This window comes from Mesorhizobium sp. M1D.F.Ca.ET.043.01.1.1, from assembly GCF_003952385.1.
GTDB lineage: Bacteria > Pseudomonadota > Alphaproteobacteria > Rhizobiales > Rhizobiaceae > Mesorhizobium.
Window position 1 is genome coordinate 2808256 of sequence record NZ_CP034444.1, and the last position, 23137, is coordinate 2831392.

Annotated in this window: 22 protein-coding genes; 17 read left to right on the forward strand and 5 right to left on the reverse strand. The window is 64.3% G+C overall.

The window, feature by feature from the left end:
* Positions 1-28: 28 nt before the first annotated feature.
* Positions 29-2539, reverse strand: coding sequence for a heavy metal translocating P-type ATPase (locus EJ067_RS13660; RefSeq protein WP_126086181.1), 2511 nt, complete (start codon positions 2537-2539; stop codon positions 29-31).
* 250 nt (positions 2540-2789) lie between these two features.
* On the opposite strand from EJ067_RS13660, the gene EJ067_RS13665 reads away from it, so the two are divergent.
* The 10 genes from EJ067_RS13665 to EJ067_RS13710 all read left to right on the forward strand — a co-directional run bounded on the left by EJ067_RS13665 (position 2790) and on the right by EJ067_RS13710 (position 14965).
* A complete protein-coding gene (locus tag EJ067_RS13665) occupies positions 2790-3590 on the forward strand; it encodes a glycosyltransferase family 25 protein (RefSeq protein WP_245468265.1) in 801 nt (266 codons plus the stop codon).
* Positions 3591-3601: 11 nt separating this feature from the next.
* On the forward strand, positions 3602-6397 hold the full coding sequence (locus tag EJ067_RS13670) for a [protein-PII] uridylyltransferase (protein WP_126086183.1): 2796 nt from the start codon (positions 3602-3604) through the stop codon (positions 6395-6397).
* Between the two features lie 46 nt (positions 6398-6443).
* Positions 6444-8015, forward strand: a complete 1572-nt coding sequence (gene murJ, locus EJ067_RS13675) for a murein biosynthesis integral membrane protein MurJ (RefSeq protein WP_126086184.1) — start codon at positions 6444-6446, stop codon at positions 8013-8015.
* Between the two features lie 99 nt (positions 8016-8114).
* Positions 8115-8645 carry a dTDP-4-dehydrorhamnose 3,5-epimerase family protein gene (locus tag EJ067_RS13680; protein ID WP_126086185.1) on the forward strand — a complete coding sequence of 177 codons (531 nt, stop codon included), beginning with the start codon at positions 8115-8117 and terminating at the stop codon, positions 8643-8645.
* 1 nt (position 8646) lies between these two features.
* Entirely contained in the window at positions 8647-9948 is a 1302-nt protein-coding gene (locus EJ067_RS13685) for a glycosyltransferase (RefSeq protein WP_126086186.1), read from the forward strand.
* Between the two features lie 150 nt (positions 9949-10098).
* A complete protein-coding gene (trpS, locus tag EJ067_RS13690) occupies positions 10099-11166 on the forward strand; it encodes a tryptophan--tRNA ligase (protein ID WP_126086187.1) in 1068 nt (355 codons plus the stop codon).
* Positions 11167-11265: 99 nt separating this feature from the next.
* A complete protein-coding gene (locus tag EJ067_RS13695) occupies positions 11266-11757 on the forward strand; it encodes a universal stress protein (RefSeq protein WP_126086188.1) in 492 nt (163 codons plus the stop codon).
* A 350-nt stretch (positions 11758-12107) separates the two neighbouring features.
* Complete coding sequence (locus EJ067_RS13700) at positions 12108-13127, forward strand: glycogen debranching N-terminal domain-containing protein (RefSeq protein ID WP_189510602.1); 1020 nt, start codon at positions 12108-12110, stop codon at positions 13125-13127.
* 1 nt (position 13128) lies between these two features.
* Positions 13129-14250 carry an amylo-alpha-1,6-glucosidase gene (locus EJ067_RS13705; protein WP_189510604.1) on the forward strand — a complete coding sequence of 374 codons (1122 nt, stop codon included), beginning with the start codon at positions 13129-13131 and terminating at the stop codon, positions 14248-14250.
* A gap of 145 nt (positions 14251-14395) precedes the next feature.
* Positions 14396-14965 carry a NifU family protein gene (locus EJ067_RS13710; protein ID WP_126086191.1) on the forward strand — a complete coding sequence of 190 codons (570 nt, stop codon included), beginning with the start codon at positions 14396-14398 and terminating at the stop codon, positions 14963-14965.
* A 138-nt stretch (positions 14966-15103) separates the two neighbouring features.
* Here the strand turns inward: EJ067_RS13710 and EJ067_RS13715 are convergent, their stop codons facing one another.
* Positions 15104-15721 (reverse strand): L,D-transpeptidase, encoded by a 618-nt coding sequence (locus EJ067_RS13715; protein WP_126086192.1) that lies wholly within the window; start codon positions 15719-15721, stop codon positions 15104-15106.
* Between the two features lie 224 nt (positions 15722-15945).
* Between EJ067_RS13715 and cueR the strand changes: the two genes are divergently transcribed.
* From cueR to EJ067_RS34580, 4 genes are all read left to right on the forward strand, one after another.
* On the forward strand, positions 15946-16335 hold the full coding sequence (cueR, locus tag EJ067_RS13720; protein WP_126086193.1) for a Cu(I)-responsive transcriptional regulator: 390 nt from the start codon (positions 15946-15948) through the stop codon (positions 16333-16335).
* 187 nt (positions 16336-16522) lie between these two features.
* Entirely contained in the window at positions 16523-16816 is a 294-nt protein-coding gene (locus EJ067_RS13725; RefSeq protein ID WP_126086194.1) for a DUF1330 domain-containing protein, read from the forward strand.
* Positions 16817-16908: 92 nt separating this feature from the next.
* Positions 16909-17106: a hypothetical protein gene (locus EJ067_RS13730; RefSeq protein WP_126086195.1), complete on the forward strand. Its 198-nt coding sequence runs from the start codon at positions 16909-16911 to the stop codon at positions 17104-17106.
* 411 nt (positions 17107-17517) lie between these two features.
* The gene (locus EJ067_RS34580) at positions 17518-17838 is read left to right on the forward strand and encodes a hypothetical protein (protein WP_189510606.1); all 321 of its coding nucleotides are present in this window, start codon (positions 17518-17520) and stop codon (positions 17836-17838) included.
* A 479-nt stretch (positions 17839-18317) separates the two neighbouring features.
* Here EJ067_RS34580 and EJ067_RS13745 read toward each other — a convergent pair whose 3' ends face one another.
* Entirely contained in the window at positions 18318-18503 is a 186-nt protein-coding gene (locus EJ067_RS13745) for a hypothetical protein (RefSeq protein ID WP_126086198.1), read from the reverse strand.
* A 167-nt stretch (positions 18504-18670) separates the two neighbouring features.
* Between EJ067_RS13745 and EJ067_RS13750 the strand changes: the two genes are divergently transcribed.
* The 3 genes from EJ067_RS13750 to EJ067_RS13760 all read left to right on the forward strand — a co-directional run bounded on the left by EJ067_RS13750 (position 18671) and on the right by EJ067_RS13760 (position 21220).
* Positions 18671-19171 carry an MmcB family DNA repair protein gene (locus tag EJ067_RS13750; protein ID WP_189510608.1) on the forward strand — a complete coding sequence of 167 codons (501 nt, stop codon included), beginning with the start codon at positions 18671-18673 and terminating at the stop codon, positions 19169-19171.
* A gap of 225 nt (positions 19172-19396) precedes the next feature.
* Complete coding sequence (locus tag EJ067_RS13755) at positions 19397-20143, forward strand: SDR family oxidoreductase (RefSeq protein WP_126086200.1); 747 nt, start codon at positions 19397-19399, stop codon at positions 20141-20143.
* A gap of 42 nt (positions 20144-20185) precedes the next feature.
* Positions 20186-21220, forward strand: coding sequence for an RNA polymerase subunit sigma-70 (locus EJ067_RS13760; RefSeq protein WP_126086201.1), 1035 nt, complete (start codon positions 20186-20188; stop codon positions 21218-21220).
* A 1-nt stretch (position 21221) separates the two neighbouring features.
* Here the strand turns inward: EJ067_RS13760 and nhaA are convergent, their stop codons facing one another.
* Positions 21222-22412 carry a Na+/H+ antiporter NhaA gene (gene nhaA, locus EJ067_RS13765; protein ID WP_126086202.1) on the reverse strand — a complete coding sequence of 397 codons (1191 nt, stop codon included), beginning with the start codon at positions 22410-22412 and terminating at the stop codon, positions 21222-21224.
* A 78-nt stretch (positions 22413-22490) separates the two neighbouring features.
* Positions 22491-23054, reverse strand: a complete 564-nt coding sequence (locus tag EJ067_RS13770) for an ActR/PrrA/RegA family redox response regulator transcription factor (protein WP_126086203.1) — start codon at positions 23052-23054, stop codon at positions 22491-22493.
* Between the last annotated feature and the right edge of the window lie 83 nt (positions 23055-23137).

The window sequence follows — 23137 nt, forward strand, 5'->3', positions numbered from 1 at the left end:
AATGGAATGTCGTATTTGGGAGCTTCGCTCAGAGTTTCAACGTCCGGAGCCGCAACGCGTTGCCGATCACCGAAACCGACGACAGGCTCATCGCCGCCGCCGCGATCATCGGCGACAGAAGCGTGCCGGTGAGCGGGTAGAGCACGCCGGCCGCGACCGGCACGCCGAGCACGTTGTAGAGGAAGGCGAAGAACAGGTTCTGGCGGATGTTGCGGATCGTCGCCTGGGCCAGCGCGCGGGCCCTGACGATGCCGTTGAGGTCGCCCTTGACCAGCGTGATGCCGGCGCTTTCGACCGCGACGTCGGCGCCGGTGCCCATGGCGATGCCGACATCGGCGCCAGCCAGCGCCGGCGCGTCGTTGACGCCGTCGCCGGCCATCGCGACGCCGGCACCCTTGGCGCGCAGTTCGTCGACCAGCGCGCCCTTCTCATCCGGCAGCAGGCCGGCGCGAACCTCGTCGATGCCGAGCCTTCCGGCGATCGCTTTTGCCGTGCGCTCGTTGTCGCCGGTCGCCATGATGATCCTCAAGCCCTTGTCGTGCAGCGCCCTGATTGCTTCGGCCGTGGTCGCCTTGACCGGGTCGGCGACGGCGACGAGGCCGGCGAGCCTGCCGCCGACGGCAATGAACATCGCCGTCTTGCCTTCGGCCTGCAACGCCTCCGCCCTGGCGGAAACCGCTGCGGTATCGACGCCGAGGTCGGCCATCATCGCCGCATTGCCGAGCGCGACCTTCTTGCCGGACGCCGTGCCGGAGACGCCCTTGCCGGTGAATGCCTCGAAGTCTTCGGCATCGGCAAGCTTGACGCCGCGCTCGGCGGCACCATCGACGATCGCCTCGGCAAGCGGATGCTCCGAGCCTTTTTCAAGGGCGGCGGCGAGCGCCAGCAATTCATTCTCCGCGATGCCCTCGGCGGCGGCGACATCGGTCAGCCTTGGCCGGCCCTCGGTCAAGGTGCCGGTCTTGTCGACGATCAGCGTGTCGACGGAAGCAAAACGCTCCAGCGCCGCGGCTTCCTTGATCAGCACGCCGGCATGCGCGCCGCGCCCGGTCGCGGTCATGATCGACATCGGCGTGGCGAGACCGAGCGCACAGGGGCAGGCGATGATCAGCACCGACACCGCCGAGACGATGGCGAAGGCCAGGCTGGGCTCGGGGCCGAAGAACGACCAGGCAATGAAGGCGATGATCGCCACCAGCACGACAGCCGGGACGAAATAGAAGGAGACGCGGTCGGCCAACCCTTGAATGGGGGCGCGCGAACGCTGCGCCTTGGCGACCATCTCGACGATGCGCGAAAGCGTGGTCTCGGCCCCGACCTTTTCGGCGCGCATGATCAGCGAGCCGTTCTTGTTCAGCGTGCCGCCGGTGAGAGGATCGCCTTCCGACTTTTCGACCGGCAGCGGTTCGCCGGTGATCATCGATTCGTCGATCGCCGAGCGGCCCTCGAGCACGGCACCGTCGACCGGCACGGCATCGCCGGGGCGGATGCGGAGCCTGTCTCCGGTCTTGACGCTGTCGAGCGGCACATCCTTCTCGGACCCGTCGGCGCCGATCAGCCGCGCCGTCTTCGGCGCAAGGTCGAGCAGGGCGCGGATGGCTGAGCCCGTGCGTTCGCGGGCTCTGAGTTCCAGCACCTGGCCGAGGAACACCAGCGCGACGATGACCGCGGCCGCCTCGAAATAGACCGGCACGCTACCGTCATGGCCGCGGAACTGATGCGGGAAGACATCCGGGAACAGCGTCGCCACAAGGCTGAACAGGTAGGCGGCGCCGACGCCGAGCGAGATCAGCGTCCACATGTTGGGGCTGCGGTTCAGCATCGAGTCCCAGCCTCGGTGGAAGAACGGGAACGCCGCCCACAGCACCACCGGGCTCGCCAGCGCCAGTTCCAGCCACGTTTTCGTGCGGCCGTCGATGAGGCTTTCGAAGCTGAGGCCCAGCATCGGCGCCATGGCGATGACGAGAAGCGGCAGCGAGAGCACCGCGCTGACCCAGAAGCGGCGGGTGAAATCGACCAGTTCCGGGTTCGGACCCTCGTTGCCGGACGGCACGCCCATCGGCTCAAGCGCCATGCCGCAGATCGGGCAGGAACCGGGCTTGTCGCGGATGATCTCGGGATGCATCGGACAGGTGTATTGCGTGCCCTTCGGCATCGGCTCTGGCGTCGGCCGGCCGGCAAGATATTTTGCCGGCTCCGCTTCGAACTTGCCCTTGCAGCCGGCCGAACAGAAATAGAAGCCCTGCCCTTCGTGGCGGATGAAATGCTTCGCGCTCGCGCGGTCGACATTCATGCCGCAGACGGGATCGGTAGCCGTCAGATATGTTTCCGGCTCGGCCTGGAACTTCGTGCGGCAGCGCTCGCTGCAGAAATGAAAGGTCCGGCCGCCATGCTCGGCCGTCCGCTTGCCGGCGGCCGGATCGACCGTCATGCCGCAGACGGGATCGCGAATCACCGCTTCGGCCGCGGGTGCGGCATTCTTCGCCGAACAGCAGGAGGCGCCGTGCGCGTGATGGTGGCTGTGGTCGGAATGGGTCATGAGCAAATGCCTCGGGATTCTCGAATTGAGGCGGAGGTAGTCCTTCCAGCAACTGGAAGGTCAAGACGTGCTTTTCGCTTTTTTCCGCCTTGCCTTGTCGCGAATGCCCGACCTGGAAAACGCCCCGGACAAAATCCGCACCAAACCTCGCAGGCATGTTATGGACACCGGCATTTGATACTCGCACCGATCCCGCCTGATGAAATGCCTTGTCATCAACCTCGACCGGTCCAGCGATCGGCTGGCCCATGTGATCGCGGAGTTCGACCGGATCGGGATTCCGTTCGAGCGGATCGCCGCGGTGGATGCGCTTGGGCGGCCGGACCTTGCCTCGCTCCAGCAGCTGCCGGAGCGTATTCCCGGGTTGCGCCTGACCGACACCGAGATCGCATGCGTGCTCAGCCACAGAGCATGCTGGTCGATCATTGCCGCGGGTGACGATGCGCATGTCGCTGTGTTCGAAGACGACGTTGTCTTCTCGGCCAGTGCCGGCGTCCTGCTCGCCGACGCAGGCTGGGTTCCCGCCGATGCCGACATCGTCAAGCTGGAGACCTTCTTCCAGCAGACGACGATCGGGCTCCGGCGGGTCAACACCGGCCGCGGTTCTTCGGTGAGGAGGCTGCACACGCTTCATACCGGCTCTGCCGGCTACATCCTGTCGAAGCGGATCGCCGGCGCGCTCGTCGAGGCTACCGACGAGATCGATGTACCGGCCGACCACGTGCTGTTCGATCCGGTGCTTCAACCCTGGCCCGACCGGATAATGTATCAACTCAGCCCGGCCCTATGCGCGCAGGAACAGCACCTCGGACAGGAGGCGGCCCGGCTGCCGAGCCTGATCGAGCAGGAACGTCGAACGCGGTTCGCGCCAGCCGGTAAGGACAAAGAGCCTCGACGATCGATGGCGACGAAGGTGATGCGCGAGATCGAGCGGCTGGCCCGCCGGCTGGCTAAGGTCTGCCGGCTGCGATATTCCCCGATCGTGCCGTTCGAGCACCATGGCCAGCGCGTTCGCCCGCCCCATACACAGCGCCGCGAAAACACGCTATAGACGCCGCCGAAATGGCAAAGATCTCCCTGAAACTCGACGAAATCATCAATGGCGACGCCTTGCGCGGTGACCTGGCGGCGGCGAGCGCCGGCGACGGCTCCAGCAAGGCTACCCGCACGGCTGTTCTCCAGCTGCTCAAGGGCAGGCTTGGCGAAGGACGGTCGATCGCGGAAGCGATGCTGAAGGAGGATGGCGGCGGCAATGCCTGCGCCGAGCGGCTGTCGCATCTGATGGACGAGCTGATCAGGGCGCTTTACGACTTCGCCGCGACCCATGTCTACCGGGTCAAGAATCGATCCGCGGCCGAGCGCATGGCGGTCGTCGCGGTCGGCGGCTACGGGCGCGGCACGCTGGCGCCGGGTTCCGACATCGACCTGTTGTTCCTGCTTCCCTACAAGCAGACGCCGTGGGGCGAGCAGATCGTCGAATACATGCTCTACATGCTTTGGGACATGGGGCTGAAGGTCGGCCACGCCACCCGCAACATCGAGGAATGCCTGAGGCAGTCGCGCACCGACATCACCATCCGTACCTCGATCCTTGAAGCACGCTTCCTGTGGGGCGAACAGAAGCTCTATGACGAATTGCTGACCCGCTTCGACCATGAGGTGGTGCGCACCACCGGACCGGAATATGTCCAGGCCAAGCTCGCCGAGCGCGACGAGCGCCACGCCAAGGCAGGCGAGAGCCGCTATCTGGTTGAGCCCAACGTCAAGGACGGCAAGGGCGGCTTGCGCGACCTGCAGACGCTGTTCTGGATCGGCAAATATTTCTATCGCGTGCGCACCGGCGAGGAGCTGGTCGAGAAAGGCGTCTTCACCGAGGCCGAGTACCGCGAATTCCAGAAGGCGGAAGATTTCCTGTGGGCGGTGCGCTGCCACATGCACTTCCTCACCGGCAAGGCTGAGGAACGGCTGCATTTCGACATCCAGCGCGAGATCGCGGAGCGGCTGGGCTACACCACGCATCCCGGCCTGTCGGCGGTCGAGCGCTTCATGAAGCACTACTTCCTCGTCGCCAAGGATGTCGGGGATCTCACTCGCATCTTCTGCGCCGCGCTGGAGGAAGAGCAGGCCAAGCACGTGCCCGGCTTCAACCGCATCTTCCTCACCTTCTCGCGGCGCAAGCGCAAGCTTGCCGGCACATCCGACTTCATCGTCGACAACCACCGCATCAACATCGCCGATGACAGCGTGTTCGAGCGCGATCCGGTCAACCTGCTCAGGCTGTTCTGGTTCGCCGACAAGCACGGGCTGGAATTCCATCCCGACGCGCTGAAGCTGCTCACGCGCTCGCTCGGCCTGGTCAACAAGTCGCTGCGGCGCGACGAGGAGGCCAACCGGCTGTTCCTCGACATCCTCACCTCGGACCGCAATGCCGAGCTCAATCTCAGGCGCATGAACGAGGCGGGACTGCTCGGCAGGCTGATCCCGGACTTCGGCAAGATCGTCGCCATGATGCAGTTCTCGATGTACCACCACTACACGGTGGACGAGCATCTCATCCGCTGCATCGGCGTGCTGGCCGAGATCGAGCGCGGCGACGGCGCGAAAGTGCATCCGCTGGCCCATTCGCTGATGCCCGGGCTGAAGAAGAGCCGCGAGGCGCTCTATGTCGCGGTGCTTTTGCACGACATCGCCAAGGGCCGGCCGGAAGACCATTCCGAAGCCGGCGCCAGGATCGCGCGCCGCATCTGCCCGCATATGGGGCTGTCAGCCGCCGACACCGAGACGGTCGCCTGGCTGGTCGAGAACCATCTCGTCATGTCGATGACGGCGCAGACGCGCGACCTCAACGACCGCAAGACGATCGAGGACTTCGCCTCGATCGTGCAGTCGGTCGAGCGGCTGAAGCTGCTCCTGATCCTGACCGTCTGCGACATCAGGGGCGTCGGGCCGGGCGTGTGGAACGGCTGGAAAGGGCAGCTGCTGCGCACGCTTTATTTCGAGACCGAGCTGCTATTGACCGGCGGGTTCTCCGAAGTCTCGCGCGCCGAGCGCACTTCCGCGGCGCGCGAGCGATTGGCCGAGGCGCTCTCCGCCTGGCCGGCGAAGGAGCGCAAGCGTTATGTCGCGCAGCATTACGAAAACTATCTTTTGACGGTCGACCTGCCCGACCAGTTGCGGCACGCCGAATTCGTCCGCGAGGCAGACGCAGCCGGCAAGAAGCTCGCCACCATGGTGAAGACGCACGAGTTCGAGGCGGTGACCGAAATCACGGTGCTGGCGCCGGACCATCCGCGCCTGCTTTCGGTGATTGCCGGTGCCTGCGCCGCAGCCGGGGGCAACATCGTCGACGCGCAGATCTTCACCACCTCCGACGGGCGCGCGCTGGATACCATCCTGATCGGCCGGGAATTCGACCGCGACGAGGACGAGCGGCGGCGCGCCGAGCGCGTCGGCAAGCTGATCGAGGACGTGCTGTCCGGAAAGAGCTGGCTGCCGGAGATGATCGAGAAGCGCACCAAGCCGAAGCGCGGCGCCAAGGTCTTCCGCATTCCGCCGCGCGCCGAGATCCGCAACACGCTGTCGAACCGTTTTTCCGTGATCGAGATCGAGGGGCTGGACCGGCCGGGCCTGCTGTCCGAGATCACCGGCGCGCTGTCGGACCTTTCGCTCGACATCGCATCGGCCCACATCACCACTTTCGGTGAGAAGGTGATCGACACCTTCTACGTCACCGACCTCACCGGCCAGAAGATCGACAGCCCGACACGCACGGCCACAATCCACAAGCGGCTGATCGACACGCTCGAAGGCAACGCGCCCGAACGCAACGGCAAGACCAAGGCGGCCGCCGCCGAGTGACCATCACCATCCATTTGACGCAATTCCGCAGGCAGTCATCCAGCGCATGAGCCTTGTCAAGAAATTCGCCACCGTCGCTTCCGGCACGCTGATGAGCCGCGCGCTGGGTTTCGGCCGCGAGATGCTGATGGCGGCCGCTCTCGGCACCGGGCCGGTCGCCGACGCCTTCAACGCCGCCTTCCAGTTCCCCAACACCTTCCGCAGGCTGTTCGCCGAGGGCGCCTTCAACGCCGCCTTCGTGCCGCTGTTCGCCAAGGAGATCGAGACGCACGGCACCGACGGCGCCAAGCGTTTTTCCGAGGAAGTGTTCGGCGTGCTGTTCTCGGCGCTGCTCGCGCTGACCATCGCGATGGAACTGGCGATGCCGCTGATCGTGCGCTACCTGGTGGCGCCGGGCTTCGCCGACATCCCGGGCAAGTTCGAGACGACCGTCCGGCTCGCGACGATCATGTTCCCCTATCTGATCTGCATGTCGCTCGGCGCCATGATGGCGGGCATGCTGAACTCGCTGCGCCGCTATTTCGCGGCGGCGATCGCGCCCGCCTTCCTCAACATCATCCTGATCGGCGTGCTCGCCTATGCCTGGTATCATGGGCTGGACGCGCATGCTGTCGGCTTCGGGCTCTCCTGGGGCGTGCTGGCGGCGGGCATCGTGCAGCTCGCCATCGTCTGGGTGGCAGTGCGCCATGCCGGCATCTCGATCGGCTTCCGCCGGCCGAAGATGACGCCCAACGTCAAGCGGCTGCTGATCCTGGCGCTGCCGGCGGCGATCACCGGCGGCATCACCCAGATCAACCAGCTGATCGGCACGGCGATCGCCTCTGGGCAGAACAGCGCCGTGTCGTCGCTGGCCTATGCCGACCGCATCTACCAGCTGCCGCTCGGCGTCGTCGGCGTGGCGGTGGCGATCGTGCTGTTGCCGGAACTGTCGCGGGCGCTGAAATCGGGCAATCTGATCGAGGCGGCCAATCTGCAGAACCGCTCGGTCGAGTTCACGCTGTTCATGACCTTGCCGGCGGCGGCGGCGCTCTGGGTGATGTCGGAGCCGATCGTGCGGCTGGTCTATGAGCGCGGCGCCTTCGCCGCCAACCACTCGACGCCGATCGTCGCCTCGATCCTGGCGATCTTCGGCCTCGGCCTGCCGGCTTTCGTGCTGATCAAGGCCTTCACGCCCGGCTATTTCGCGCGCGAGGACACGCGCACGCCGATGATCTTCGCCGCCATCTCGGTCGGTGTGAACGTCGCCACGGCGCTCACCTTGTTTCCCTCGATGGGCGCGCCAGGCATCGCGGTCGCGTCCGCCGTCGCCGGCTGGGTCAACGCGCTGATGCTGCTCGGCATGCTGATCCGGCGCGGCCATTGGGGCCGCGACGTCCCGCTCATGAAACGCATTCCAAGGCTGGTGCTGTCGGCGGCGGTGATGGCGGTCGCGCTTTACTTCGCCGAGCACTACTTCGCCACAAAACTCGGACCCGGCTCGCCGCTGGTCATCAAGGCGACGACGCTCCTCGCGCTCGTCGGCGGGGGTGCCGCGCTCTACTTCATCACCGCTTTCGGCACCGGCGGCGCCGATTTCGGCATGATCCGCAGGAACATCGGGCGAAACCGTAACGGCTAGGCCCTTCGTAAGCTGACCCGAACTCCACGCCAGCTGTTGAGACGCCAGCGCCAGGTCGTGTATTACCTTTCGTCAGCGAGTCGGTTGGAGATCCGTTGAATGCAAACGCTGTCGCTTGACGATTTCGTTGATGACAAACCATGGCGCGACGACATTCCTTTGCTGGAGGACATTTCCAACGGCAATCTGATAGCCGGCGTCCGGATTCAACGACTGATCACACGTGGAGACGAGCGTGGCGATCTTACGGTTCTCATGTCGGCGCTGCGAGAGCCCATCACCCCGCCGCCGCATGTCTATCTGGTATCGGCCGAGCCGGGATCGATCAGGGCATGGGTCTATCACAGGCGGCAGTTCGACCGACTCGCCTATACAAATGGCGACATCAGGGTCGTGCTCTACGATCTGCGCGAGGATAGCCCGACATACCGAAAACTGGAGATTATCGACGTCGGCGCGGCCAACAAGGTCCTGCTGACAATTCCGCCGTGTGTCGTTCATGGGGTTCAAAATCGCGGCAAGAGCACCGCGACATTCGTCAACATGCCGACCAACTTCTACGACCCTGAAACTCCCGACAAATCGCGAATTCCTTTCGATCACCCGGGCGTCCCGTACAGATTCGAATAAGGTGACGACGTTTTCCGTCATCATGGCGACCTACAATCGCGGCAGGCACATTCTTCCGTCGATACATTCGGTGCTGCGCCAAACCCGCCAGGACTTCGAACTGCTGGTGGTGGGCGATTGCTGCACGGACGATACAGCCGATGTGGTCCGGGCGCTTGCGTCTCCTCGAATCCGCTGGGCGAACCTGCCAGAGCGCGGCGGCAGCCAGGCCTTCCCCAACAATGCGGGCATAGAAATGGCGCGCGGGCAATACATTGCCTATCTCGGTCATGACGATATCTGGGCCCCGGACCATCTCCAGGCGCTCGCCGATCATTTCGGGCGAGAACCGCGACCGGACTTTGTCGTCAGCGGCGCGATCTTTCACGGCCCCAGGGCAAGCAATTATCGCTGGGTGACCGGCATATTCAGTGAACCGGACGCCGCTCTGAAACACTTCTTTCCGCCTTCGAGTTTCGGCCACCGACGCGACGTCGTCGATCGGATCGGCAAGTGGCGCAATCCGAAAGAGATAACAGCGCCGGTCGACTCGGATTTCATGCTGCGAGCGACAAGGTCAGGCATGCATTTCATGTCGACGCAGCGAATCACCGTCCAGAAATTCGCGGCCGGTCACCGTTACCTGAGCTATCTGAGCCAAAGCTCGGACGAGCAGGACCGAATGGTCCGACGAATGGCCCGGCCTGGATTTGACGGCTATCTGGCCTCCGAAGTGGCCAAGGCGAAGGCAGCCAACGCCTACATGGTCGTCGTCCATCCGGATTACGAGCAATTCGAGAAAGGCCAGCTTGCGACCCAGATCGCGACGAACAAGGGCATCGTCCGCCCCGACCTGCGCGACCTCAGGCGGCGCGAGGTCATCAGGCAGGACAACACCGCAAAGGCGCTCGACTGGTTTCCGCTCCAAACGGCCGCCGGCTGGACAATCTGGGTTGGCTGCAATCCGCGCCCAAAGCTGCTTGTGCCGTTCAAATATGACGGCAAGGCGCGGATTCGCATGGACATATGGCACCTTCACCGCGAGGCGCTGACCGGGCTCAAACTGGCTGCAAACGGCCAGCCGGTTGCGGCAAGCGTTTCCGGAGCGCGCCAGGAGGGCGATCTCTGGACCGCGCAAGCGACGTTTGAAACGGCGCTGCGAAAGGACGATCATACGATCCTCGAGCTTCACCTCACCAGATTGCAGAGACCCGCAGGACGCAACGGCATCGGCGTAGCCGACATAGAGGTTACGCCGCTTGGGTGGCGAAGCATTGTTGCAAAGGGAACGCAGCTGCTCGCCAAGTTTCGGCCAGCCCGCTGATATCTCTTGCCGCGTTTTTCGCCTTCGTCCATAAGCGCGCGGTCGCAAGACTTTCGCCGCGCGCGGTTTCCAGCCGCATGATCGGCTCCAAAAAGTCTGCAACTTTTTGGAATCATGCTTATACGGCCCTCCACAAGCCCTGAGGAACTCATGTCCGCCTTCAAGCCACTCGTCTTTTCGGGCGTCCAGCCGACCGGCAATCTGCATCTCGGCAACTATCTCGGCGCCATCAAGAAATTCGTCGCCCTCCAGGAACAGTCCGACTGCATCTATTGCGTCGTCGACCTGCATTCGCTGACGGCGCAGCTCGTCTACCAGGATCTCGGCGACCAGACGCGCTCGATCACCGCCGCGTTCCTCGCCTCCGGCATCGACCCCAAGAAGCACATCGTCTTCAACCAGTCGCGGGTCATCCAGCACGCCGAGCTTGCCTGGATCTTCAACTGCGTGGCGCGCATCGGCTGGATGAACAAGATGACGCAGTTCAAGGACAAGGCCGGCAAGGACCGCGAGAACGCCTCGCTCGGCCTGCTCGCCTATCCGAGCCTGATGGCCGCCGACATCCTGCTCTACCGCGCCACCCATGTGCCGGTGGGCGAGGATCAGAAGCAGCATCTGGAGCTCACCCGCGACATCGCGCAGAAATTCAACAACGACTTCTCGGAACGCATCGCAGCACTTGGCGTCGGCGTCGAGATGGAGGTCGGCGAGGAGACCGTGAACGGCTATTTCCCGATCACCGAACCGGTGATCGGCGGTCCGGCGGCGCGCATCATGAGCCTGCGCGACGGCTCGAAGAAGATGTCGAAGTCCGACCCGTCTGACCTGTCGCGCATCAACCTGACGGACGACGCCGACACCATCTCGAAGAAGATCCGCAAGGCCAAGACCGATCCGGAGCCCTTGCCGAGCGAGCTCGACGGGCTGGAAAGCCGGCCGGAAGCGGAGAACCTGGTCGGCATCTATGCCGGGCTCGCCGAAATCTCCAAGGCCGACGTGCTGAAGGAATATGGCGGCCAGCAGTTTTCCGTGTTCAAGCCGGCGCTGGCCGACCTTGCGGTGGAAAAGCTCGCGCCGATCGCCTCCGAGATGCGCCGCATCGAAGGCGACCGCGCCTATGTCGATGCCGTGCTCAAGGACGGCGGCGAGCGCGCCCGCGCGATCGCCGAGGGCACGATGAAGACGGTTCGCGACATCATCGGCCTGCTGCAGGACTGATCGATCCTCCCTGGTTGAGTCCGTCACCATGACCCGGCGGCTTGCCGCCGGGTCATGGCGGTGGCAGATTGCGGCCGAATTGATACCGGGCAGATAGACATGGTCTCCAAACGCCTCAGCCGCGAAGCCGGCCATCGCCGCAAGTTCCTGGCGATCATCGACGACACGCCGGAATGCGAGCGCGCCGTCGCCTACGCCTCGAAGCGGGCGCAAAGCACCAGCGGCGTGCTGGTGCTGCTCTATGTCATCGAGCCGGACGATTTTCAGCACTGGCTGGGGGTCGAGAAGATCATGCGCGAGGAAGCCAACGCGACCGCGCGCGCGGCGCTCGATACCTACGCCAACAAGGTGCGCCAGAAGGTCGGCATCGAGCCGGAGCTGGTGGTGCGCGAGGGCAAGCCGCCCGAAGAGATCCACAAGCTGATCGAGGAAGACCAGGACATCGCCATCCTGGTGCTGGCGGCCGGCGCCGGCAAGGAAGGTCCGGGACCGCTGGTGAGCGCCGTGGCCGGCCGGGGCGCCGCCTTCCCCATCCCGGTCACCGTGGTGCCGCAGAACCTCTCCGACGAGGAAATCGAGAGCCTGGCCTGATCGGCCAAGGCCTCTCCCCGACCCGGCAGACGCTTCCCGCCTGACGACGTCCCTGGAGCTATTTCGGCGCAATCGCTCAACCATGGACTGCGACGCGGCCCTTGGCCTGCGCTTGCGGCGCGCCATTTGGAATCGTCGACGAAACGACAATCCCAAACGGAGCGCCGATGGCCAAATCAAAGCGGGAGACGAAGCGGAGCGGTACGTCGAAGCCGCAAGACAGAGCGGCCGAACCCGCCGCGACGCCACCCCGCCCGCCGGGTGCACGAGCCCGGCAGGAAGCCCGGCAGCCCCCGCCCCTTGCGCGGCATGGACGCAGACATCGTCTGCTCGCCAAGCGCCATCCGGCAATGGTCGACAGCATCGCGGGCGCGGTAACCGTCAAGAGCCTCGACCTCTACTACGTCGTCGCTTCGGACGCGCAGATCCCCATGAAAGGCGAGCACGGCTTCGGGCTCTATTTCCACGACTGCCGCTTCCTCGGCGGCTATCGGATGGCGCTGGCTGGCATGACGCCCATCGTGCTCGCCTCGACCGCGCAGAAGGGCTACGCGGCGCTTTTTGAGCTGACCAATCCCGACCTGCATTTCGAGCGGGAAGAAACGATCCCCAAGGATGAGCTCGGCATCCGCTGGGAGCGCATGCTCGATGCGGGGCAAACATGCGTGCGGGAGGTTCTGACCATCCAGAACTTCGGCCACCAGCGGCATGGCTTTCCGCTGACCTTGCAATTCCGCGCCGGTTTCCAGGACATCTTCGACGTGCGTGGGCTGGTGCGGCAGGACCTCGGCAGACCCCAGCGGGCCGCCTGGCGGCAAGGCCGGCTGCATTTTGTCTATCACGGGGCCGACCGGCTGCGCAGGACGGCGACGATCGCCTTCTCGCCCCGGCCCGACGCCACGCACGAAACCACGGCCGAGTTCCAGATCGACGTGCCGGCAGGCGAAACACGGATCATCGCGGTAACGATAGAGCTGCATGAATATTCGGAAGATGCCGAAGCCAACCACCTGAACCAGCGGCCGACGGTCGCGCTCGACGACCTTGCGGTAAACCTTCAGGCCGGCTCGGAGGAATGGCTGGAGCGGCATACGAGGCTCGACAGCGACAGCCTGCTGCTCAACCGGATCATGGATCGCTCGCTGCGCGACCTGGCGATGCTCCGATCGGATTTGGGCAGCCGCGAGTATTTTGCCGCCGGCGTGCCCTGGTTCGTCGCCCTGTTCGGGCGCGACAGCCTGATCGTCGCGCTCGAAATGCTCGCCTTTCAGCCGGAGATCGCCGCCCAGACGCTGCGTCTTTCTCGCCAGCTATCAGGGGCGTCGGTCGGACCGATGGCGGGAGGAGCAGCCCGGCAAGATCCTGCATGAATTGCGCGTCGGTGAGCTTGCCGGAGCGGACAATGTCCCGCATGCCAGGTTCTACGGCACTGTGGATGCGACCCCGCTCTTCCTGGTGCTGCTCGGCCGCTATGCGGCCTGGACAGGCGATCTCGGGCTGTTTCGCGAGTTGCAGGAACCCGTCGAGAGAGCGCTGGGCTGGATCGCCAGGGCCGGAGATCACCACGGCGAGGGCTATCTCAAATACCGGCCCTGCGAGAGCGGCCTCATCAATCAGGGATGGAAGGACTCGCCCGACGCGATCGCCAGAACCGACGGCGGCATCGCCAGGCCGCCGATCGCGCTTGTCGAGGTGCAAGGCTATGTCTTTGCCGCCAAGCATGCCATCGCCGATCTTTACGAGCGCATAGGCGAACGCAATCGCGCCAAGCAGCTTCGCGGCGAAGCCGAAAAGCTTCGGATACGGCTCAACCGCGACTTCTGGTGCGAGGAGCAGGGCATCTTTGCCCTTGCGCTCGAAGCACGAAGCCGCCAGGTCGGGTGCGTTTCCTCAAATCCCGGGCAGGCGTTGTGGACCGGTATAGCCGATAAGGACAAGGGCCGCCGGACGGTTTGGCGGCTGATGCAGGACGACATGTTCAGCGGCTGGGGCGTGCGCACGCTCTCCACCACGGAGCGCCGCTACAGCCCTGTCGGATATCATCTCGGAACCGTCTGGCCGCACGACAATGCGCTGCTGGCAGCCGGCTGCCGACGATATGGCGAGGACGACGCGGCGCTGCGGATATTCACAGCCATCACCGAGGCGGCAATGCATTTCCGCCATCTTCGGCTGCCCGAGGCGATGGCTGGCTTTCCGCGCAAGGATTTTCAGGTGCCGGTGCACTATCCCGTGGCCTGCCACCCGCAGGCATGGGCGGCCGGAGCGGTGCCGTTCCTCATAACCACCTGCCTCGGCCTGGAGCCTGATGCCTTCGCCGACAAGCTTCGGATCGTACGGCCGCGCTTGCCCGATTTCGTCAACCGCATCGCGCTTCGCGGGCTGCGGGTCGGGGAGGCAAGCGCCGACCTCGAATTCTGGCGGACGGCCGACGGAGCCGAGGTCAACATCCAGAAGACGAGTGGACAACTCAGCGTGGAAGTCGGAGGATAGGCCTGCCGTGATCGAGCGCTCCGCCACGGCAAAAACATTCCGCCAGCCAGCCGTTCGGGCGACGTGTTTCGCTTGAATGTCCAGCCGATAGAGCCTATTTAGAACTATTCCAAACTATCGGCCCGGGAAGGGCCTGGAGATACCCATGTTCATCCAGACCGAATCGACGCCGAACCCGGCGACGTTGAAGTTCCTGCCCGGCAAGGAAGTGCTGCGCGAGGGCACCGCCGATTTCCGCGACGCCGCAACGGCCGCCGAGGCCTCGCCGCTGGCCGGCCGGCTGTTCGAGATCCCTGGCGTGACCGGCGTCTTCTTCGGCTACGATTTCATCACCGTGACCAAGGACGGGCCGGACTGGCAGCACCTGAAGCCGGCGATCCTCGGCGCCATCATGGAGCACTTCATGTCGGGCGCCCCCGTCATGGCTTCGACGGCTCCCGCGAGCGAATCCGGCCAGACCGGCGAGTTCTACGACAAGGCCGACGAGGAGCTGGTGCTGACCATCAAGGAGCTGCTCGACACCAGGGTGCGCCCGGCTGTCGCGCAGGACGGCGGCGACATCACCTTCCGCGGCTTCGAGAACGGCACCGTGTTCCTGCACATGAAGGGCGCCTGCGCCGGCTGCCCGTCATCGACGGCGACGCTGAAGCACGGCATCCAGAACCTGCTTCGCCATTTCGTTCCCGAGGTTCAGCAGGTCGAGCAGGTCGCCTGATCATTTTCGCAGCGTCTGCTGCGATACAAATCGCCAAAAACAAAAAACCGGGCCCCAACAGCCCGGTTTTCTGTCTGTGGACGTCTGTTGTTGCCTAGACGGTCCGCGCACGAAAGCTTTTGTCCGCGGTCATCGTGATCACATCACGACGACCTTGGCGCCGACCGAGGTGCGGTCGTAGAGATCGATGATGTCCTGGTTCATCAGCCGGATGCAGCCCGACGACATCGCCTTGCCGATCGAGAACCACTCCGGGCTGCCATGCAGGCGGTAGCCCATGTCGCCGCCCTTGTTGAAGAGATACATGGCGCGCGCGCCGAGCGGGTTCATCAGGCCGGGGTCCATGCCGCCGGCGAACTTGGCGAGTTCGGGCTGGCGCCTGATCATCTGCGAAGGCGGGGTCCAGGTCGGCCATTCGCGCTTCAGCGCGATATGGGCGGTGCCGTGCCATTCGAAGCCTTCGCGGCCGACGCCGATGCCGTAGCGGATCGCCAGGCCGTCGCCCTCGACGAAGTAGAGGAACTTGTTCTGGGTGTCGACGATGATGGTGCCCGGCTTCTCCGAAGTGTCGTAGCGCACTTCCTGCCGGTGGAAGCGGGCCGGAACCTTCTCGATCGGGATGCGCGGCAGATGATAGCCGGCATCCGTCATCGCGCCATAGTTGTTGGTGAAGAGTTGCCCGCCGATGGTGCTGCAACCGCTAACCGCGGTCGAGAGCGCAAGGGCGGCGAGGATTGCAAGTGACTTCAAGCGCATGAAAGGTCCGACGCCCTGCCGTTATATCAGCGGCACGAGTCGGCCGCTTTCCCGCCATCATTCATGCTGGCATTTCTTTTGCTTGCCAAGCGCGCACTGCCTATATGCATGGGTTGACGCGCCGGTAAGTGCCGAACTGCGGCATTTCGGCAACAGGGCTCACAGGATTGTGAAGCAAAATCAATGGGGCGGCCGGAAGGGCGCCAGAGATCAAGGAGAGCGCCATGAATGTCGGAGATGCTGCCGAGCGTTCGGGCCTGCCGGCCAAGACCATAAGATATTATGAGGAGATCGGCCTGATCCGGCCGGCCCGGGCCGATAACGGCTACCGCGACTACTCGCGCGACGACATCCACCGGCTGGCCTTCCTGCGCCGGGCCCGCAACCTCGGCTTTTCAATCGACGATTGCAGGCAGCTGATGGCGCTCTATCAGGACCGCGACCGCGCCAGCCACGACGTGCGCGAAATCGCCAGCGCCCATGTCAGGGCGATCGAGGAGAAGGTGCGCGAATTGCAGTCGATGCGCGCGACACTGCAGAAGCTGATCCACGCCTGCCACGGCGACAACCGGCCGGACTGCCCGATACTGGATGACATGGCAGGGGTGGCCTGATGGCATCGCGCCGGACCTGGACAAGCGTCCGATCCCCATCTTAGCTCGCTAGAGCAATTCCAAGAAAAGTGTGAGCGGTTTTCCGTCCGGAATTGCGTAAAAACAAAGGAGATAGGGCGTTTCGCCGTTTCCGTGAAACGGTGAAACGCACTAGCCAGCAACACTCGGCGGCAAGGAGTACCTCACCGTGAAGGGATATTGGCTCATCATCGGCACCGAGATTTCGGACCAGCAAGCGCAAGCCGAATATGGACGGTTGTGGAAGCCCATAGGCGAGAAGTATCAAGCGCGCCTCAGTTCGATGAAAAATCCGCCCTTGCTAGTGGAGGCGCGCGATGCGGGCAGGCTGGTCGTCGTCGAATTCCCGACATTGGAAATCGCCAAGGCTTGCTATGCCGACCCGGCCTATGAGGAAGCCAAGCGGCTTGCCCTGCAAGCGTCGAACCGTGTTCTACTCATCTTCGAAGGGGAACTCGGGTAGCCAGAATGAAGGGCTCTACAACGAGAAAAGTTGCGAAGCCGCCACCGCCAAAGGACAATAGGCCCGCCAAGGACAAATAAGGCACTTGTTCCGTGAACGAAACACCGCGCAAGCTCAAACCGCTAGAGCGGTTCAGGCTCATGATGCTTGAGGCAAGCCTGGATCGAGACAAGAACTACAGGGAGCGCTGGCGCCGATACGAACTAGAGGGCTGGCTAAACGGCGTCTGCTTCGTCGCATTGCTGGGATTCTGCATCGTCGCCTGGTTCTTATTCAAAAGCGCTCGCTGAATCCGGGGCGTCTTAGCGCTTTTACCGCTCGCGGTAGAGCATCCAGAGCGACAACGCCACGAGACCGAATGCGATCAAGATCAATTCGACCCAATAGAGATAGGGGTCTTGCACCCGCTCTACGAAGGGACCCGCAAATCTGATCCGGCCTGCCCAGAGCGAACTGGCAACTAGATGGATGCCAATGACCTCCATAGCGATTGAAACGCCTAGCATCATTCGCGGGTCAGGTTCTCTCATGTGCGTTTCATATCGACGCCCTAAGGACTAGCCGCGATTCGCCCTTCGTTCACGACATTAGCGCAATCTAATAAGCGGACATGCACCCTGTACGTACATGGCCGAACTGGCCCGGCGCAAGAACCCCTAGCGCTGGGGCTTTTTGTTAGACTGACCTATTAGCCGCTCCCAATGGGCGACGTGCACCGCTTGCGTTTCCATGAACTTGAGCAGGAATTCTTCGGCCTCCGCTGTCGGATGACCATCCTGTGCAAGCCTTTCGATGAGCGCGCGCTGGCGGGCGATTATTGCCTCGCCTTCACGGACGTGGCGCTCTGCCATTTGCACGAGAGTTTCGCGGCGCGGCATGGCACTTTACTTCCGTATAATCCACTCCAGCATGTCGGGATCTACTTCCTTCTGCCCGGTGTAGGTCTGGACGAGTTGCGCAGCGAAGTCTCGCCATTGGCTCTCGGGCAGTTTCTTGTCCCGGACCTCTTTGTGAAACGCTGATTTTATGATTTCGGCATCCATTGCCGACAAGGGTTTTGAATTCGCCATGTGCCCCTCATTGGCGGGGGCGAAGACCATTCCCCGCGAACTGGGGGATTATATCTCTACACGACCAATCTCGCGAGTCTTTATGAAGGCCAGAAGGCTTTTGGAGACACTGTGGCGCTGATCGGAAGCTAGGGAAGCCTAGCGCTCGCGGTCTTCCTTATCGGAAATGGTCTTCGTCCTGATTGGCAACCCTGGCCGCACCGAATGCTCGGTTTTCCGCAGCAATTCACGAGAACGATGGATCGACACTCTACTGGTTCGAACCAACAGTTCTTGATTTGAATCGCGCGCACCCCGCGCGGGGAATCTGTCTTGGCGCACAGCGCTCTCCCATTCTCAGACGGGAGCGCGTTGGTTGTCTCTCAGGCGCCAATGATGTCCAGTGGATGGTTACCGGCGATGGAAAGAAGCTAGGGCCGTTCGAATAATGGTCAAGTCTCGATTGTGACAATGCGTGCAACCGTCTCGCTCCGAAGGGCGGCCAGTTGCTGCCTCAGCGCCATGGCTTGCTCGATCTGAGCCCAAGCTTCCAACCGCATGCGCCTGTTTTCAAGCCGCAACTCTTCGGCTCGCTTGATGACGGAAAGATATTCGTCGCCATTTTCCATCGCCGCCAAACGGCGATGTCGCGAAAAGGTTCCGCTGCTGCCAATCGTGAACAGGCTATTACCTGAATGCCGGCCTGTCCGGAATTAATCCCTATTACAGTCTTGGTTTGTCAAATATATAATCGCCGCGTCGGGGCGGGTTCAAACCGTGAACAAAATCTGGCATGGTGCCGGCCATGCCACTCGTTTCCCCGATTCCCCTCAACCCCTTGATCGACGGACGCCAGTCCGAGCGCGCCATGCTGGTGCGGCGCGGCGTGCAGCGGTTGCTCAGCCAAATGGGCGCGCATGTGCTGCCGGAGCTGTCGCTCGCCACCGGACGCCGCGCGGATCTCGTCGCGCTGACCCGGCAGGGCGACATCTGGATCATCGAGATCAAATCCTCGATCGAGGATTTTCGCGTCGACCGCAAATGGCCTGACTACCGGCTGCATTCGGACCGGTTCTTCTTCGCCACCCATCCCGGCGTGCCGCAGGAGATTTTTCCGGAGGAATGCGGCTTCATCCTCTCCGACGGCTATGGCGCCGAGATCCTGCGCGAAGCGCCGGAGCACCGCATGGCGGCCGCGACGCGCAAAGCGCTGATGCTGAGGATCGCCCGCGCGGGCGCGGCCAGACTGCTGGCTGCGGAGCTTGCCGGTGTCGCGGTGCCGGCGCTCGACGGCGAGAGCGAATAGACCGGCTCATTCGGCCTGTTGAGGCTTCGCCTGCGGCGCTTGCGCCGCCCCTCATCCCCCTGCCGGGACCTTCTCCCCGTAGACGGGCAGAGGGGAGAGTGCCGCGACCTTTGCGGTCGCCCGTGAAAATTGTTTGACGCTCACCGATGATTTCCGCTTGCCCCGGCTGTCCTTACCTGCATGGCGCGTCCGGATGGTCCGGCGGCCAGGAAAAAGAGGTGATCCATGGCATCGTTGAAAGGTCAGAATGTCGTCGTCATCGGAGGCAGCCGAGGTGTCGGCCGCGCGATCGCGGAAGCAGCGCTTGGCGAAGGGGCGGCGGTGCTCGCCGTCGCCCGCGGCGCAACGGACCTCAAACAGCTCGGCTGGGAATTGCCCGGCGTGAGGACGCTTGCGGCCGATGCGACGGACGAGACGGCGCCCGAGGCGGTCTTCGAGGCGCTTGCGCCGGACGTGCTGGTGGTCTCGGCGGGCGCGCTTGCCCCGTCCGCGCCGGTGCAGGAGCAGAGTTGGGAGGTGTTCTCGGCAAACTGGGAGATGGACGTCAAGGCGTCGTTCCTGTTCTGCAGGGCAGCGCTCCAGGGGCGGCTGAAGCCGGGCAGCCGGGTGATCCTGATCTCCAGCGGGGCGGCCTTCAGCGGCGGGCCGCCGAATTCCGGCAGCTATGGCGGCGCCAAACGCATGCAGGTGTTCCTCGCCGGCCACTGCCAAAAGGAATCGGATCGGCTCGGCCTCGGCCTGCGCTTCATGGCGCTCTCGCCGATGCGTATCATGCCCGGCACCGGGGTCGGCGATCGCGGCATAGACGGCATTTCGGCCTATATGGGCATTCGCCCGACGGACTTTCTCGCCAGCCTGACCGATATGCAGACCCCGGCCGATGTCGGGCGCGCGGTGGTTCAGCTTGCCACCGCGACGCCGCAGGGCAGCTCGTTCGCGGTCAGCGGCGCAGGACTTGCGGCGGCGGCATGAGGCGCGCAGGATCCCGGCCAACTCCAGCATCGCGGGCCCCGCATGACTGACGCTCCTGACCCTCTCGAGCCCCTGGGCCGGTCAGGCCAGCCGATCCTCGATCGGCTGGCTTTCGAGCGCCTGGCCATGGCGCACAAGCGCGAGCTCAAGCTGCACTGCTACCGGATGATGGGCTCGCTCAACGAGGCGGAGGACCTTGTCCAGGACACCCTGCTCCGCGCCTGGCGCGCAAGGTTGCAATTCGATGGGCGGGGCTCGGCGCGCGGCTGGCTCTACGCCATCGCCACCAACAATTGCCTCAACGCCATCAAGGCCAGAGCAGCATCGCGCCGCATGCTGGAACTGCCCGGACGAGCGCCCTCCGACGGATCGGCCAGCGGCGGACCCGCCGCCGAGATCGCCTGGCTGGAGCCCTATCCGGACAGCGAGCTTCCGAACCTCGCCGCGATCGAGCCCGGTCCGGAGGCACGCTACGAGGCCCGGGAGGCGGTGCAACTCGCCTTCGTCGCGGCGATCCAGCTCCTGCCGCCAAGGCAGCGGGCCGCCCTGCTTCTGTGCGACGTGCTGGGATGGTCCGCCGTCGAGACGGCGCAGCTGCTGGGCGGGTCGACCGCCTCGATCAACAGCGCGCTGCAGCGGGCCCGCGCCAAGCTTGGAGAGCGATATCCCGAGGGCCGCCCCTCGCAGCCGTCACGGCCAAGCCAGCAGGAGGGCCTGCTGCTCGAACGCTACATGCAAGCCTGGCAGGCCGACAATCTCGACGGCCTCGTCGACCTGCTGCGGGAAGGCGCCACCTACCACATGCCGCCATGGCGGGAATGGTATTACGGCCGCGAGGCAATCCGCGGCTTCCTCGCGACCGTGTGGGGCAATTTTGCCGGCTATCGCACGGTGGCCACCAGGGCCAACGGCCAGCCCGCCGCCGGTGTCTACGCGCGGAGCCATCAGGATCAAGCGTGGCGACCGCACTCCCTGCATGTCATCGAGCCTGACGGCGGCGCTATTGCTTCACTGACGATCTATGTGCCGCCGCTCGGACCCGACCTGTTCGCCGCCTTCGGCCTGCCGCCAGCTTAGTCTAGTCTTCCGCCTCTTCAGTTTCTCCGACCGCCGGCGCGACCAGCAGCACCGCGGCGCCGACCAGTGCCGCAACCAGCGAACCCGCAAGAATGCCGACCTTCACCGCGTCCTGGAGCGCCGCGTCACTGGCGAAGGCGAGCAGGCCGATGAACAGGCTCATGGTGAAGCCGATGCCGCACAGAAGCGAGATGCCCAGCATGTGCAGCCAGCCGGCATTGACCGGCAGGTCGGCGAGGCCGAGCCGGATGGCGAGGGCCGAGGAGCCGAAGACGCCGACCAGCTTGCCGAGCACCAGGCCGGCGGCGACGCCGAGCGTCAGCGGCTCGACAAGTGCGGCGAGGCTCAGGCCGCCGAGCGACACGCCGGCATTGGCGAAGCCGAAGATCGGGATGACGATGAAGGGGACGAGCTTGTGCAGGCCGTGTTCCAGCCGGTGCAGCGGCGAATGCTCCAGATCGCGGCCGATGCCGGGCGAACGCTCGAGCGGAATGGTGAGCGCCAGCGCCACGCCGGCAAGCGTGGCATGCACGCCCGACTTCAGCACCAGCACCCACAGCACCGCGCCGATCACGAGATAGGGCAACAGCTTCATCACCCGCATGCGGTTGAGCACGATCAACACGGCGATGGCCGCGAAGGCCGCCGCCAGATAGGCGAGCGACAGGCCGCTGGTGTAGAACAGCGCGATGATGATGACAGCGCCGAGGTCGTCGATGATGGCCAAGGCGGTGAGGAAGACCTTCAGCGAGGCCGGCACGCGATTGCCGAGCAGCGAGAGCACGCCGAGCGCGAAGGCGATGTCGGTGGCGGTCGGGATCGCCCAGCCGGAAAGGGCGGCCTGATTGTCGCGGTTGATCAGGACATAGACCAGCGCCGGAACCACCATGCCTCCCGCCGCCGCGATGCCGGGCAGCACGCGGCGCGGCCAGGTCGAGAGCTGGCCGTCCAGCATCTCGCGCTTGATCTCCAGCCCGACCAGCAGGAAGAACACCGCCATCAGCCCGTCGTTGATCCAGTGCGAGACGCTGAGCGGTCCGAGATAGGCGTGGAGCACGCCAAAGTAAGTATCGGCGAGCGGCGAATTGGCGACGATTAGCGCCAGCGCCGCTGCCGCCATCAGGATGATGCCGCCGGCCGCCTCGCCGTCGAGGAATTCGCGAAGGATCGATTTCGGCCGCTCGTCGCGCATGTCCCCTCCGTCACATGGCCCGTCGGCCAGGATAGTGTTGCCGGATGATGCGCAAGCGCCGCTGGCGACGCACGCAGGTCAGCGCGGCGCGCGCTTGGCCAGTATCCGCTGCAGGGTGCGGCGGTGCATGTTGAGCCGGCGGGCGGTCTCGGAGACGTTGCGGTCGCACATTTCATAGACGCGCTGGATGTGCTCCCAGCGCACGCGGTCGGCCGACATCGGGTTTTCCGGCGGCGCCGCGCGCTCGCCAGCGGTGCGGGTCAGCGCCGCGAAGACATCGTCGGCGTCGGCCGGCTTGGACAGGTAGTCGACGGCGCCGAGCTTCACCGCGGTCACCGCGGTGGCGATGTTGCCGTAGCCGGTCAGGATGATGGTGCGGGAATCGTCACGCTTCTCGCGGATGGCGGCGACCACGTCGAGGCCGTTGCCGTCGCCCAGCCGCATATCGACCACCGCATAGGCCGGCGGATGGGCGCGCGCCTTGGCGACGGCCTCCTCCACGCTTTCCGCCGTCTCGACCGCGAAGCCCCTGGTTTCCATGGCGCGGGCAAGCCGGGTGAGGAACGGCTTGTCGTCGTCGACGATCAGCAGCGAGGTGTCCTCGCCTTCGACCATTGCGCCAGTGGTTTCGTCTGCGCTCATCTCATCAGCATCCTACTGCCTTACTTTTACGCAGATACAATTCTGCAACAGCAATGTCCAATTTTTACAGCCGGCAACAGACC

Coding starts and splice junctions, on each gene's coding strand:
- EJ067_RS13660 (WP_126086181.1), bottom strand. CDS start 2,539: ATGACCCATTCCGACCACAGCCACCATCACGCGCACGGCGCCTCCTGC.
- EJ067_RS13670 (WP_126086183.1), top strand. CDS start 3,602: ATGGCAAAGATCTCCCTGAAACTCGACGAAATCATCAATGGCGACGCC.
- murJ (WP_126086184.1), top strand. CDS start 6,444: ATGAGCCTTGTCAAGAAATTCGCCACCGTCGCTTCCGGCACGCTGATG.
- EJ067_RS13680 (WP_126086185.1), top strand. CDS start 8,115: ATGCAAACGCTGTCGCTTGACGATTTCGTTGATGACAAACCATGGCGC.
- trpS (WP_126086187.1), top strand. CDS start 10,099: ATGTCCGCCTTCAAGCCACTCGTCTTTTCGGGCGTCCAGCCGACCGGC.
- EJ067_RS13695 (WP_126086188.1), top strand. CDS start 11,266: ATGGTCTCCAAACGCCTCAGCCGCGAAGCCGGCCATCGCCGCAAGTTC.
- EJ067_RS13700 (WP_189510602.1), top strand. CDS start 12,108: ATGGTCGACAGCATCGCGGGCGCGGTAACCGTCAAGAGCCTCGACCTC.
- EJ067_RS13710 (WP_126086191.1), top strand. CDS start 14,396: ATGTTCATCCAGACCGAATCGACGCCGAACCCGGCGACGTTGAAGTTC.
- EJ067_RS13715 (WP_126086192.1), bottom strand. CDS start 15,721: ATGCGCTTGAAGTCACTTGCAATCCTCGCCGCCCTTGCGCTCTCGACC.
- cueR (WP_126086193.1), top strand. CDS start 15,946: ATGAATGTCGGAGATGCTGCCGAGCGTTCGGGCCTGCCGGCCAAGACC.
- EJ067_RS34580 (WP_189510606.1), top strand. CDS start 17,518: ATGGGCGACGTGCACCGCTTGCGTTTCCATGAACTTGAGCAGGAATTC.
- EJ067_RS13750 (WP_189510608.1), top strand. CDS start 18,671: ATGCCACTCGTTTCCCCGATTCCCCTCAACCCCTTGATCGACGGACGC.
- EJ067_RS13755 (WP_126086200.1), top strand. CDS start 19,397: ATGGCATCGTTGAAAGGTCAGAATGTCGTCGTCATCGGAGGCAGCCGA.
- EJ067_RS13760 (WP_126086201.1), top strand. CDS start 20,186: ATGACTGACGCTCCTGACCCTCTCGAGCCCCTGGGCCGGTCAGGCCAG.
- nhaA (WP_126086202.1), bottom strand. CDS start 22,412: ATGCGCGACGAGCGGCCGAAATCGATCCTTCGCGAATTCCTCGACGGC.
- EJ067_RS13770 (WP_126086203.1), bottom strand. CDS start 23,054: ATGAGCGCAGACGAAACCACTGGCGCAATGGTCGAAGGCGAGGACACC.